Annotated in this window: 11 protein-coding genes; 7 read left to right on the top strand and 4 right to left on the bottom strand. The window is 63.4% G+C overall.

Annotated elements, in window-relative coordinates:
- The first annotated feature begins 13 nt into the window (after nt 1-13).
- Nucleotides 14-547: a ribonuclease H family protein gene (locus GGQ67_RS21710; RefSeq protein WP_183902209.1), complete on the top strand. Its 534-nt coding sequence runs from the start codon at nt 14-16 to the stop codon at nt 545-547.
- Here GGQ67_RS21710 and greA read toward each other — a convergent pair.
- Both greA and GGQ67_RS21720 read right to left on the bottom strand, forming a co-directional pair.
- Nucleotides 531-1,013, bottom strand: a complete 483-nt coding sequence (greA, locus tag GGQ67_RS21715) for a transcription elongation factor GreA (protein ID WP_183902210.1) — start codon at nt 1,011-1,013, stop codon at nt 531-533. The two genes, GGQ67_RS21710 and greA, sit on opposite strands and share 17 nt — an antisense overlap.
- Before the next feature lie 110 nt (nt 1,014-1,123).
- Nucleotides 1,124-2,374, bottom strand: a complete 1,251-nt coding sequence (locus tag GGQ67_RS21720) for a D-arabinono-1,4-lactone oxidase (RefSeq protein WP_183902211.1) — start codon at nt 2,372-2,374, stop codon at nt 1,124-1,126.
- 135 nt (nt 2,375-2,509) lie between these two features.
- Between GGQ67_RS21720 and GGQ67_RS21725 the strand changes: the two genes are divergently transcribed.
- The 4 genes from GGQ67_RS21725 to GGQ67_RS21740 all read left to right on the top strand — a co-directional run bounded on the left by GGQ67_RS21725 (nt 2,510) and on the right by GGQ67_RS21740 (nt 5,351).
- Nucleotides 2,510-2,932, top strand: coding sequence for a DUF1801 domain-containing protein (locus GGQ67_RS21725; RefSeq protein ID WP_183902212.1), 423 nt, complete (start codon nt 2,510-2,512; stop codon nt 2,930-2,932).
- 40 nt (nt 2,933-2,972) lie between these two features.
- Nucleotides 2,973-3,434: a cupin domain-containing protein gene (locus GGQ67_RS21730; RefSeq protein ID WP_183902213.1), complete on the top strand. Its 462-nt coding sequence runs from the start codon at nt 2,973-2,975 to the stop codon at nt 3,432-3,434.
- Between the two features lie 112 nt (nt 3,435-3,546).
- On the top strand, nt 3,547-4,803 hold the full coding sequence (locus tag GGQ67_RS21735) for a GGDEF domain-containing protein (protein WP_183902214.1): 1,257 nt from the start codon (nt 3,547-3,549) through the stop codon (nt 4,801-4,803).
- A 146-nt stretch (nt 4,804-4,949) separates the two neighbouring features.
- Entirely contained in the window at nt 4,950-5,351 is a 402-nt protein-coding gene (locus tag GGQ67_RS21740; protein ID WP_183902215.1) for a hypothetical protein, read from the top strand.
- Between the two features lie 52 nt (nt 5,352-5,403).
- Here the strand turns inward: GGQ67_RS21740 and GGQ67_RS21745 are convergent, their stop codons facing one another.
- A complete protein-coding gene (locus GGQ67_RS21745; RefSeq protein WP_183902216.1) occupies nt 5,404-5,820 on the bottom strand; it encodes a MarR family winged helix-turn-helix transcriptional regulator in 417 nt (138 codons plus the stop codon).
- Nucleotides 5,821-6,191: 371 nt separating this feature from the next.
- A complete protein-coding gene (locus tag GGQ67_RS21750) occupies nt 6,192-6,674 on the bottom strand; it encodes a hypothetical protein (protein WP_183902217.1) in 483 nt (160 codons plus the stop codon).
- Between the two features lie 181 nt (nt 6,675-6,855).
- Between GGQ67_RS21750 and polA the strand changes: the two genes are divergently transcribed.
- Both polA and GGQ67_RS21760 read left to right on the top strand, forming a co-directional pair.
- A complete protein-coding gene (polA, locus tag GGQ67_RS21755; protein ID WP_183902218.1) occupies nt 6,856-9,855 on the top strand; it encodes a DNA polymerase I in 3,000 nt (999 codons plus the stop codon).
- Nucleotides 9,856-10,028: 173 nt separating this feature from the next.
- Nucleotides 10,029-12,710: a DNA translocase FtsK gene (locus GGQ67_RS21760; protein ID WP_183902219.1), complete on the top strand. Its 2,682-nt coding sequence runs from the start codon at nt 10,029-10,031 to the stop codon at nt 12,708-12,710.
- Nucleotides 12,711-12,853: the final 143 nt, after the last annotated feature.

Raw genomic sequence — 12,853 nt, forward strand, 5'->3', positions numbered from 1 at the left:
CTCCGCCGCTCATATGACCGATAGTACCGACGACCCGCGCAGCATTGATGCTCACGACAGACTTGAGATCTTCACGGACGGCTGCTGCGAGCCCGGCTCGCGTGATGGCGGCTGGGGCTTCGTCGTCTATCGCGATGGCGTCGAGATCGCGTCCGGTTGCGGCGGCGCAGCCGGCACCGCCAACAATGCGATGGAGGCGACCGCCGTTCTGAAGGCAGCGGAATGGGCCAACATCCATGCGGCGGAGGCGAAGGTGACGATCTGGTCGGATTCGGTCTACGCGGTGAAGGGCTGCAACGAGTGGCGACCGATCTGGCGCAACAACGGCTTCAAGAAGATCACCGCCAATAGCCGGCTCAGAAGCCGTGGCATCGCCGATGCCGATCTCTGGAGGGCGATCGACACGGCACTGTCGGGATCAGCGACTATCACCGTTTCATGGTGCAAGGGCCATGTCGGCACCGAGGGGAACGAGCGGGCCGACAGGCTTGCGGACAGCGGGCGGCTGTCAATCGCGGAGAAAGCCCCGCTCAGGCGATCGCGATGATCTCCAGCTCCTGGCCGCCGGCATCGACCACATCACCGACGGCCTTGCCGATCAGCACACGCGCCACCGGCGAGACGTAAGAAATCGACCCGGCCTTCGGATCGGCCTCGTCCTCGCCGACGATGCGATAGGTCTGCACGCGCCCGTCCTCGCGCTCGAAGGTGACGAGACTGCCGAAGGCGACGGCATCGCTGGACGTAGGCGCGGGCATGAGCTGGGCGGTGCCGAGGCGGGCCGCGAAGTAGCGGGCATCACGCAACGGTGCGGCACCCTGGCGGCGGCGCTCGTTGATGTCGTCGATCCCCAACGTCGCCTCATAGGCCTCGCGCGCTTGGCTAAGATCGAGCTCCAGCGCCTTCAACCCGGCCTCGGTGACGAGGTTCGGATGCGGCGAGATCGGCCGATCGGGGATCAGCGTTTCCGATGCCGTTTCGAAGCTTTCTTCCTTGGTGAAGGCGACCGCCAATCTCTACTCCATGTCTATACCGAGACGTCTTCGTCCCTTGCTTCATCGCAACAGCATATACCGGCGCGGCGGCGAGCGCCAACGCCGGTCGAAATGCCGCCTGATCGCTTTCAGGCCTTCGCGCCGAAGACGACCTCTTCCAGCCACGGATTGGAGAACTTGCGTTCCGGGTCCATGCGTCCGCGCAGGCGGGCGAAGTCGGGGAGCTTCGCGTAGTTCCTGCCGACATGTTGGCGGGTGAAGACCTTGCCCCAGTGCGGCAAGGGCGAGAACGGCGCCAGCGCCTGCTCGATCTGGGCGGCGGCGGCATCGACCGCCGCCTGGTCGCGGACCCAGGTGAAGTGGATCGACAGCGTATCGCGTTCAAACTGCGGGCTCAGCCACAGGCTGTCGGCGGCGACGGTGCGGAGTTCGCCTGATTGGACGAGATGCGCGAATTTCGAGCGGATCGACAACAGCGCCTCGACGGCGGCGGCGCCATGCTTGCGGGGCACATGATATTCGGACTGAATCTCGGCGCCGCTGCTCGGGGTAAAGCCCATCTTGAAATGCGGCAGCCGGTCCGACCAGCGGCCGAAGGCGCCGAGCTGCTCGGTGGCGTTTTCGGCGTCTAGGCCGATGATCGGATGGCGCTTGATGTCGGCATTGACCGCGCCGTGCAGGGCATCGGGATGATTGCCGCTCTTTTCCGTTTCCTTCAGCCAGACGGCGCCGGCCCTCTCGCCCCATTGGGTGAAGACGCTGACGCTATAGGCGGCCGCCATGATGGCATCGAGATTGGACAAGAGCGCATCCCAGCTCAGCCCCTCATAGACATGCTGCGCGACCTGGAATTCCGGCTGGACATCCAGCGTCACGCGGGTGACGACGCCGAGCGCGCCCAGATGCACGACCATGCCTTCGAAATCGGCGTCGCCGCGCTTCACCTTCACCAGGCTGCCATCGCCGGCGACGAATTCCAGGCCGGAGACCGCCGTCGCCAGATTGCCGTTCTTATCACCCGAGCCATGCGTCGCGGTGGCGATCGCGCCGGCGATCGAGATGTGCGGAAGGGATGCGAGATTGTGGATAGCGAGCTGGTGGCGCTGCAGGAAGAGCGCCAGCTCGCCATAGGTGCAGTGGCCGGCGACCGAGACCTGGTTGCCGCTGCTGTCGACGACGGGATTGATCGGCAGGTGCTCGAGCGACATGGCAGAGCTGCCATCGACGATGGCGTTGAAGGAGTGGCGCGAACCGAGCGTCTTTACCGCCGCCGAGCGCGCGACGATGGCGCGGACCTCTTCGACCGAAGACGGGTAGTGGCAGTCCTTGAAACCATAGTGAAAGCTTTCCGCCCAGTTGGCGGCAGGCACCTGCGTCATGAAACAACCTCCTCAAATCCCGCAGGAGTGGTAACACGACGATGGACGCGGAGACAGAGGAAACCCTCTTCCCCTGCGCTACGAATCTCCTAGATCGCCGAGTATTCGCATGTGCTTATCATTGGGGAGGATGGAATGGCGGAGAAGACGAAGGGTGCTGCAGGCGAGGAAGCCGATGCATCGCGGCTGATCGACCAGCGGATCGCGGAGCTGATCGACTGGCGCGGCGCGATGCTGGCCGATGCGCGGCGCATCATCCGGGACGCCGATCCAGAGGTGATCGAGACATGGAAGTGGCGCGGCGTACCGGTGTGGGAGCGTTCCGGCATCGTCTGCACCGGCGAGACTTACAAGACCGCGGTGAAACTGACCTTCGCCAAGGGCGCATCGCTCGACGATCCCTCCGGCCTGTTCAACGCCAGCCTCGAGGGCAATGCGCGGCGCGCCATCGACTTCCACGAGGGAGACACGATCGACGCACCGGCCCTTACGGCACTCGTGCGAGCGGCGATCGCGCTCAACATGACGAAGGCCACGAGGAAACCGAAGGGCGGTTGAGCGGGCGCCCCGCCTAGCCACCAATGCGGAGGATAGCCTGATGCCCAAGATCGACGTCGCCACCGTAGCCCGCGTCAAGGGCTCGCCTTATCCGGAGCCACATGCGGCGGCCTGCGCCGAGCGGGTCCGCCAGCGGCTGGGTGATGCCGGCGGGCTTTGCGATTTCGGCATCAACCTGATGCATCTGCCGCCGGGAAACTGGTCGAGCCAGCGGCACTGGCACTCGCATGAGGACGAGTTCGTCTATGTGCTCTCGGGCGAGGTGGTGCTGGTCGAGGATGACGGGGAGACGCCGCTTCGCGCCGGCGATTGCGCGGCCTTTGCGAAGAACACCGGCAATGGCCATCACCTGATCAACCGGTCCGATGCGATGGCGATCTATCTGGAAATCGGCTCGCGGGACATGGCCGACCTCACCACCTGTTCGGACATCGACATGATGAGCGCGAATGCCGATGGCCGGTTCGTTCACAAGGATGGGAGGCCCTATGCGCAGCCTTGACACTCCTGCCCCCTCCCTTCACCGATGAGAAACGGGGACGCATAATATTCATTTGTTCATGATTATATGCGAGGCATCTCCTACACGGACTTAGGTGGGGAGCACGTTTGCAATGGTTGTTGCGCGCGCATTCGGTACGTCTTCCGCGGACGTGAAGCAGCGGGAACTCGAGCGCCTGGCGGCGCTGGAGCAGCTCGACCTGCTCGATTCACCGCGCGATGAAGGCTTCGAGCGGATCGTTCGGCTGATCAGGGAAGTGTTCACCGTCGACGTCGGCCTGGTGTCGCTGATCGACGCGCATCGCCAATGGTACAAGGCCTGCTCCGGATTTTCGAACAGCGAAGTGCCGCGCGAGGATTCCTTCTGCCGCTTCGTGGTGGATCTCGACACGGCCGTGATCGTGCCCGACGCCACGCGCGATCCGCGTTTTGCCGCGCACCCCGCCGTAACAGGCGAAAATCACGTTCGCTTCTATGCCGGCGTTCCGCTGCGCACCAAGAGTGGCCATACCGTCGGGACCGTCTGCGCCATCGACCGCACGGCGCGCTCCTTCGGGCGCAAGGATATCACCATTCTGGAAGAGATTGCCGGCGTCGCCATGGACCGGATCGAGCTGATGCAATCGGCGGCGACCGACAGCCTGACGGAAGGACTGACCCGCCGCGCCTTCAAGGAAGAGACGGACCAGCTGATCGGCCTTGCGCTGCGCAACCAGAAAAGCCTCGCCTGCATCGTGCTCGACATCGACCACTTCAAGACCGTGAACGACACGCATGGCCACGCGGCCGGCGACGAGGTGCTGAAGGCGGTGTCCTCGATCTGCCGCTCGGTGCTTAGAAGCGGCGACCTGTTCGGCCGGCTGGGCGGCGAGGAATTCGCGATCATCCTGCCCAATGTCGACCGCGACGGCGCGCTCGTCATTGCCGAGAGACTGCGGTTGGCGATTTCGGCCGAGCCGATCGTCGGCGAATTCGGCTCGCTCGCGGTGACGGCGAGCTTCGGGATTTCGGCGCTGTCGATCGTCTGCAAGGAGATCGACACGCTGCTGGCGCAGGCGGACGCCGCCATGTACGAGGCCAAGCGCGGCGGCCGCAATCGCTGCGTCAACTTTCAATCGATCAGCGCCGACCAGCCAAGCGGCGCGCGCCGGCGGGTACTGAAGGCCGGCTCGATCCTGTTCAACGACCGCCGCTCGACGATAGACTGCACGATCCGCTCGCTCGGCGCCGACAGCGCTGCTCTCTCGGTCTCCAGCTCGACGGGAATCCCGACCGAGTTCGTGCTCATGATCAAGGGCGAAGGCTTCGAAACGCATTGCCGCGTGGTCGCGCAGGACAGGCAGAACCTGGAAGTTGCGTTCCGGGGCTGAGCCGGATGGCGCCGAAACGGCGAAAAAGTGGCGAAATTCGTAAGAATTCGAAACAACTTGTGACTAAGTGGCTCCAAAAGCTGACCTTTTCGTCTTGAAGCTGAAACATAGATAGCGGATATTACGTGCACGTTAAGGAAGACGTCATGATCCGTATGATTGAAGATCCCGCCGAACTGGCCGGCGAAGACATCACCGGCAAGTACATCTTGCGGAAATTGAACTACCACTGGTTCGCCTACGGCAAGGCGGGCATCGTGACCGCGTGCAAGGGCACGATCCTGCAGATCGACCGCGAAGAGACCGTCTATTCGGAGCGCTGGGGTCGCCGCGCCTATACGGGCAGCGGCAAGCGTTATCCTGGTGGTATCTGCCCGATATCGGCCATCGCCTGTGTCTGCGATACGCCGGATGAGGTGAACGCCGTGATTCAGCTCGATGTCGAGGCGCAGGACGAGTTCTATCAGCTGATCGCCAAGACCGAAGCGCGCGTGCAGGCTCTGGCCGCCGCCTCTCGCAACCAGATCTATCTCGCCGCCGCCGAATAAGGCGCCGGCCCCTCTCCCGGGCACGGTTCGCGCCGGGATTACATCTCGATCCTCAGAGCTTCTTGGCGTTTTCCAGCAGGCGACGGATATATTCCAGCGTCAGCTCGCGCTCGAATGTCTTGAAGCCATCGAACAGAGCAAGATCGGCCTCGCGGGCGGCCACGACAGCGTCATTTTCCATCGTCCGTGCCCTGTCTGTCAGGAAGACCAGCTGGGCGCGCTTGTCGGAGGGATGCGGCCTTCGCTCGATCAGGCCATCGCGCTCCATGCGCGAGAGCGTGTTCGCCATGGTCGCCTGCTCGATATCGACGCGGGTCAGCAGCTGCTTCTGCGTCAGCCCGTCCTCGGCCCAGAGCTCCAGCAAAATCGGAAACTGACCCGGCGAAAAACCCAACCTTGCCGCGCGCTGCTGCAGCGAGCGGGCAAAGCCCTTGGCCAGCTGGCTGGCGAGATAGGCTCCCGAGTCCATTCGTTCCGTTCCCATTTTTTCAGTTAGGCGCAAAACCCAGCCACGAGCAATGCAACAAATCGTATGCGATGCTTCAAAGACAATCACTCATATTCATATTCATACAGCTGGAGATAGTGCAGAAAAACAAAGCCGCCATAGCCTGGAGGTAAGGCTATGGCGGCTTCAAATAGGGGACAAAGGCCCGGAGAGGGGATGAGGCCTTTGTCCAAGTCCAATGCGGCGGGGGACGAGCCGACAATCAGACCCTCGACGTGATCAATGTCGCGTCGGTGATATTTATTTGTAGTTCCGAATGTGGCTTTTCAAGGGAAAGAAAAGAATTGACTATTACATTTTGGTAACAGTCCGGTGAGCGGCTTGCGCGAGACTCACGCTGCGGGCGGAAGGCGCGGGCCGATGAGGCGCTCGAGTTCGGCGAGGCGCTCCTCGATGTCGTCGACGGACATCCGGTTCTGATAACTGTCCTGCACGGCGTTGATCACTTCGTTGTACTGGCGCAGGCTATCGGAACGCAGTTCCTGGATATGATCGGCGAGATCATGTGTCCGGCCTTCCAGGTCGTCTATGCGCTTCAGGATCGCGCCGAGCCGGAGTTCCATCTCCGAGCGAAACTGACCCATCTCGGTCCGCAACCGGCCAACTTCAAGCTTCACGCCTCCCATATCAGCCCTGAGGTCGATCAAGTCGTTCTCGAACTTGGTCATGAAACGCCCTAGCTTGAAAAACTCGACGTCGTACCGACCCATCGCGTCGACCTGCCGGGCGACCTGCGTGCTCAACCCCTTCATGCCATCGATGAGCACGGAGAGTTGGCTGAGAAAGTATCTCTGAGATTCAGGTTCTGCAGACATCGCGGGCTCTCGTTGAACGCAAACCTAATGTACGGGCGAAAAATGCCTGAAACAAGCCGCAGCTATTGAGGGGTTATGGCCGTTTCCGCGCGTTTTCCGGCACTTCCCAGGCATGTGCGCAACGCGCCAGCACCCTAACTTTATATGGACCTCGCAGGGCCGGCGCGCTATCCATGCTGCCATGAAAAAAGGCGATCATCTCTTTCTTGTCGACGGCTCCGGATTCATCTTTCGAGCCTTCCATGCCCTGCCGCCGCTGACGCGCAAATCCGACGGGCTGCCTGTCGGCGCCGTCTCGGGTTTCTGCAACATGCTGTGGAAGCTCCTGACGGAGGCGCGCGACACGTCGGTGGGCGTGACGCCGACGCATCTGGCGGTCATCTTCGACTATTCGTCGAAGACCTTCCGCAAGGATCTCTACGACGCCTACAAGGCCAACCGCTCGGCGCCGCCGGAAGAGCTGATCCCGCAGTTCGGGCTGATCCGCCAGGCGACGCGGGCCTTCAACCTGCCCTGCATCGAGACCGAGGGCTTCGAGGCCGACGACATCATCGCCACCTATGCGCGGCAGGCCGAAGCGCTCGGCGCCGACGTGACGATCGTCTCCTCCGACAAGGACCTGATGCAGCTCGTCACCGATAACGTCCACATGTACGACAGCATGAAGGACAAGCAGATCGGCATTCCCGATGTGATCGAGAAATGGGGCGTGCCGCCGGAAAAGATGATCGACCTGCAGGCGATGACAGGCGATTCCGTCGACAACGTGCCCGGGATTCCCGGCATCGGCCCGAAGACGGCGGCGACGCTGCTGGCCGAATATGGCGACCTCGACACGCTGCTCGAGCGCGCCACCGAGATCAAGCAGGAGAAGCGCCGGCAGACGATCATCGAGAATGCCGACAAGGCGCGGCTGTCGCGTGAACTCGTGAAGCTCAGGACCGACGTGCCGCTGGAGCTTGCCGTCGCCGACCTCATTCTCGAGGCGCAGGACGGACCGAAGCTGATCGGCTTCCTGAAGGCCATGCAGTTCACCAGCCTGACGCGGCGCGTGGCCGAGGCCTGCGAGTGCGATGCTGGTGCCATCGATGCCGTCGACGTGCCGGTCGAGTGGGGCGCCAATGCGCATGGTCCCGATCTCGACGTGGCCGAACCGGCACCGGTTGCCGGAGGAACGCCTGAAGTCGTCGGCGATGCCGTTTCCGTTCCCGCTAAGGTCAACGGCTCCGCCGCGCCCGAGGGCAGCTTCACGCCATCCGACTTCGCCAAGTCGCGGGCCGATGCCTTCGCCAGCCTGCCCTTCGACCACTCACGCTATGTGACGATCCGCGATGTCGCGACGCTCGACAAGTGGATCGCGGATGCGCGCGAGACCGGCGTGATCGGCTTCGACACCGAGACGACCTCGCTCGACGCCATGCAGGCCGAGCTCGTCGGCTTCTCGATGGCGATCGCCGATAACGCGAAGAGCCCCACGGGCGTCAACATCCGCGCCGTCTATGTGCCGCTCGGCCACAAGACCGGCGTGGGCGACCTGCTCGGTGGCGGCATGGCCGAGAACCAGATCGCGATGCGCGACGCGTTGCCGAGGCTGAAGGCGCTGCTCGAGGACCAGTCGGTGCTCAAGGTGGCGCAGAACCTGAAATACGACTACCTGCTGATGAAGCGCTACGGCGTCGAAACGAAGAATTTCGACGACACGATGCTGATCTCCTACGTGCTCGACGCAGGAACCGGCGCGCATGGCATGGATCCGCTGTCGGAGAAATTCCTGAACCACAAGCCGATCGCCTACAAGGACGTGGCCGGCAGCGGCAAATCGAACATTTCGTTCGATCTCGTCGACATCGACCGCGCCACGCATTACGCGGCGGAGGATGCCGATGTGACGCTCAGGCTCTGGATGGTGCTGAAGCCGCGGCTGGCGGCCGAAAAACTCACCACCGTCTACGAGCGGCTGGAGCGGCCGCTGCTGCCCGTTCTCGCGCATATGGAAGAGCGCGGTATTACCGTCGACCGGCAAATCCTGTCGCGCCTCTCTGGCGAGCTGGCGCAGGGTGCCGCGCGGCTTGAGGACGAGATCTACCAGCTGGCCGGCGAGCGCTTCAACATCGGCTCGCCGAAGCAGCTGGGCGACATTTTGTTCGGCAAGATGGGTCTTGCCGGCGGCTCGAAGACAAAGACCGGCCAGTGGTCGACCTCGGCCAGCGTGCTGGAGGATCTGGCGGCGGCCGGGCTGGAACTGCCGCGCAAGATCGTCGACTGGCGGCAGCTGACCAAGCTCAAATCCACCTACACCGACGCGCTGCCGGGCTATGTGCACCCGCAGACCAAGCGGGTTCATACGTCCTACTCGCTGGCATCGACGACGACGGGGCGACTTTCCTCGTCGGAACCCAACCTGCAGAACATTCCGGTTCGCACCGCCGAAGGCCGCAAGATCCGCACCGCCTTCATCTCGACGCCGGGCCACAAGCTGATTTCGGCCGACTACAGCCAGATCGAGCTGCGCGTGCTTGCCCATGTCGCCGAAATCCCGCAGCTGACGCAGGCCTTCGCCGACGGGATCGACATTCACGCGATGACGGCATCCGAAATGTTCGGCGTTCCGGTCGAGGGCATGCCGTCGGAGGTGCGTCGCCGCGCCAAGGCGATCAACTTCGGCATCATCTACGGCATTTCGGCCTTCGGCCTTGCCAACCAGCTCTCGATCGAACGCTCGGAAGCCGGCGACTACATCAAGCGCTATTTCGAGCGCTTCCCCGGCATTCGCGACTACATGGACAGCACCAAGCAGCAGGCGCGCGACAAGGGCTATGTCGAGACGATTTTCGGGCGGCGAATCAACTATCCCGAGATTCGCTCCTCCAACCCCTCGGTGCGCGCCTTCAATGAGCGCGCGGCGATCAACGCCCCGATCCAGGGCTCGGCCGCCGACGTGATCCGAAGGGCGATGATCAAGATGGAGCCGGCGCTTGCAGAAGCCGGGCTTTCCGAGCGGGTGCGCATGCTGTTGCAGGTGCACGACGAACTGATCTTCGAGGTCGAGGACGAGGACGTCGACAAGGCCATGCCGATCATTGTTTCGGTGATGGAAAACGCCACGATGCCGGCGCTCGAAATGCGTGTGCCGCTGAAGGTGGATGCGCGCGCGGCGACCAACTGGGACGAGGCGCATTAGGGCGCCTCGTCGAAAATTCGCTAAAATTTTCTTTATCACCTAAGCGTCTGAAAAGGCTTGCCTTCCCTATGATTGCCCATGTCCCGCGAGGGCGCGGAGAAGGAACTTATTAACCTTCATTTCCTAAGCCGGAAGAGGATAATAGTTGCTAATCATGAGTGAGTAGCGGTCGTATGCGCTTTCCTAGAACCAATCTGACGGATGCCGGTGAAATTTCCGCCGACATCCCGGCCGAACAGCTGCAGGAACAGGCCGGCGAGAAGCCGGTGCCGCCGATCTGGCAGAACAACTTTTCGCTGGCGCCGAATGTCCGCTTTACCCGCACGCCGGAAAGCCAGATCAACCCCCGCAAGCAGCCGGCCGAACCGGTGCAGCAGCGGGTGATGGAGCCCGCGCAGGTCGAGACGCCCGCGCCGGAGACCGTACAGGTGATGGCGCCGATGGCCCAGCCGATCGTCGTGACGCCGCAGCCCGCCGCACAGCCGCGCCAGGGCTATGTCGCCCGCCAGGCCGCGATGCAGCCGGCCGTCACACAGCCACAGCCGCACGTTCAGCAGCAGGCGCTGCGCAATGCCTATGCGCCGCAGCAGACCGGCCCCCGCGCGCCCGTGGTCACGCCTCACGCGCCCGTGGTCACGTCTCGCGTGCCCGTGGTCACGCCGCGCGCGCCCGTAGTCGTCAACGTGCCGTTCGACGTCTACCAGCCGGAAGCAAATGCCGTTTCCGTCGAAGAAAACGCGATCGTCGTTTCGGAGACCGCCGACGAAACGCAGTTCCATGCCTCCTCCAACCTCGCCTCGATCTCGGACTTCGCCTTCTGGGAAGTAATGTCCTTCGAAGACGGCGAGGCGCCGGCCGAGCAGGTTGACGCGGCATCGCAGATGCAGATCGTGGCGCCGCAGACCGTCTCCGCGCCGCATTCGATCATCAGCCAGTTCCGCATCATGGAATGGCGCCCGGGCAGACAGCCCGTGGTCGCCGCACCCTATGCCGCGCCGCTGCCCGTTGCTCCAGTTGCTACGGCGCCAATCGTGACAGCTGCGCCCACCGTTTCCGTCGCAGCACCTGTTGCCGTGGCGCCGACCCCGACCACCGGCCGCGCGCCGATCCGCCAGCCGCTTGCGGTGAGACTGAAGCAGCAGGCGGCCGCCGCCGAGGCACTGGCGCCCGCCCCTGCCCCGCAGGTCTTGCAGCCCATCGCCATAGAGCCGCAGCCGGCCGCCGCACAGCCGATCGCGCCGATGCCGGTTCGTTCGCAGCCGGCGATCGCGCCGCTCGCACCCGCCGCCCGCATGGCCGGCCACAAGTTCGTTGCCTCCAAGGTCGACGCCTCCGGCTACGAATTCCCCTCCAACTCGCTGCTGCAGGAGCCGCCGGAACGCGTCGGCGAGATCATGTCGCAGGAAGCGCTGGAGCAGAATGCCGGGCTTCTCGAGAGCGTTCTGGAAGATTTCGGCATCAAGGGCGAGATCATTCATGTGCGCCCCGGCCCAGTCGTGACGCTTTATGAATTCGAGCCGGCGCCAGGCGTGAAATCCTCGCGCGTCATCGGCCTTGCCGACGATATCGCCCGCTCGATGTCGGCCCTTTCGGCGCGCGTCGCCGTGGTGCCCGGCCGCAATGTCATCGGCATCGAACTGCCGAACGCGCTGCGCGAGACCGTCTATTTCCGCGAGATGATCGAGAGCGCCGATTTCGAGAAGAGCAGCTACAAGCTGGCGCTCGGGCTCGGCAAGACGATCGGCGGCGAGCCCGTGATCGCCGAGCTGGCGAAGATGCCGCATCTGCTCGTGGCCGGCACCACCGGCTCGGGCAAGTCGGTCGCCGTCAACACCATGATTCTCTCGCTGCTCTACCGGATGACGCCGGAGCAGTGCCGGTTGATCATGATCGATCCGAAAATGCTGGAACTGTCGATCTATGACGGCATTCCGCACCTGCTCACCCCCGTCGTGACCGACCCGAAGAAGGCCGTGATGGCGCTGAAGTGGGCGGTGCGCGAGATGGAAGAGCGCTACCGCAAGATGTCGCGCCTCGGCGTGCGCAATATCGACGGCTATAACGGCCGCGTGGCGCAGGCCAAGGAAAAGGGCGAGACGATCCACATCATGGTGCAGACCGGCTTCGACCGCAGCACCGGGGCACCGATCGAGGAACAACAGGAACTCGACCTGACGCCGATGCCCTACATCGTCGTCATCGTCGACGAGATGGCCGACCTGATGATGGTGGCCGGCAAGGAAATCGAAGGGGCGATCCAGCGTCTGGCGCAGATGGCGCGTGCCGCCGGCATCCACCTGATCATGGCGACGCAGCGTCCCTCGGTCGACGTCATCACCGGCACGATCAAGGCCAACTTCCCGACCCGCATCTCCTTCCAGGTGACCTCGAAGATCGACAGCCGCACGATCCTTGGCGAACAGGGCGCCGAACAGCTGCTCGGCCAGGGCGACATGCTGCACATGCAGGGCGGCGGGCGCATCTCGCGCGTCCACGGCCCGTTCGTCTCCGACGCCGAGGTCGAGAAGGTCGTGGCGCATCTGAAGACGCAGGGACGGCCGGAATATCTCGACACGGTGACCGCCGACGAAGAGGAAGACGGCGAGGAAGAAGACAGCGCCGTCTTCGACAAGGGCGACATGGCGGCAGAGGACGGCAACGACCTCTACGACAAGGCCGTGAAGGTCGTGCTGCGCGACAAGAAGTGCTCGACCTCCTACATCCAGCGCCGCCTCGGCATCGGCTACAACCGCGCCGCTTCGCTCGTCGAGCGGATGGAGAAGGAAGGGCTCGTCGGGCCGGCCAACCATGTGGGCAAGCGCGAGATCGTCAATGGGCGTGGCGAGGGGGACTGAGGTCTCTCGCCGGGGTGCAATTCGGAATAATTGGACTCGGAACCCGGAGCCCCCTTGCATGTTCATTTTGCGTTGATTGTCTGATGATCGACGCGCACTCCGACGGATGGCCATCCGTCGGAGTGCGGACGTTCGGGACCGCG

The sequence above is a fragment of the Rhizobium metallidurans genome (assembly GCF_014196505.1).
In the GTDB taxonomy this organism is placed as follows: domain Bacteria; phylum Pseudomonadota; class Alphaproteobacteria; order Rhizobiales; family Rhizobiaceae; genus Rhizobium; species Rhizobium metallidurans.

Bases quoted from the DNA above. Each gene is read 5' to 3' on its own strand.
- GGQ67_RS21710 (WP_183902209.1), top strand. From the start codon at position 14: ATGACCGATAGTACCGACGACCCGCGCAGCATTGATGCTCACGACAGA.
- GGQ67_RS21720 (WP_183902211.1), bottom strand. From the start codon at position 2,374: ATGACGCAGGTGCCTGCCGCCAACTGGGCGGAAAGCTTTCACTATGGT.
- GGQ67_RS21725 (WP_183902212.1), top strand. From the start codon at position 2,510: ATGGCGGAGAAGACGAAGGGTGCTGCAGGCGAGGAAGCCGATGCATCG.
- GGQ67_RS21730 (WP_183902213.1), top strand. From the start codon at position 2,973: ATGCCCAAGATCGACGTCGCCACCGTAGCCCGCGTCAAGGGCTCGCCT.
- GGQ67_RS21735 (WP_183902214.1), top strand. From the start codon at position 3,547: ATGGTTGTTGCGCGCGCATTCGGTACGTCTTCCGCGGACGTGAAGCAG.
- GGQ67_RS21740 (WP_183902215.1), top strand. From the start codon at position 4,950: ATGATCCGTATGATTGAAGATCCCGCCGAACTGGCCGGCGAAGACATC.
- GGQ67_RS21745 (WP_183902216.1), bottom strand. From the start codon at position 5,820: ATGGACTCGGGAGCCTATCTCGCCAGCCAGCTGGCCAAGGGCTTTGCC.
- GGQ67_RS21750 (WP_183902217.1), bottom strand. From the start codon at position 6,674: ATGTCTGCAGAACCTGAATCTCAGAGATACTTTCTCAGCCAACTCTCC.
- polA (WP_183902218.1), top strand. From the start codon at position 6,856: ATGAAAAAAGGCGATCATCTCTTTCTTGTCGACGGCTCCGGATTCATC.
- GGQ67_RS21760 (WP_183902219.1), top strand. From the start codon at position 10,029: ATGCGCTTTCCTAGAACCAATCTGACGGATGCCGGTGAAATTTCCGCC.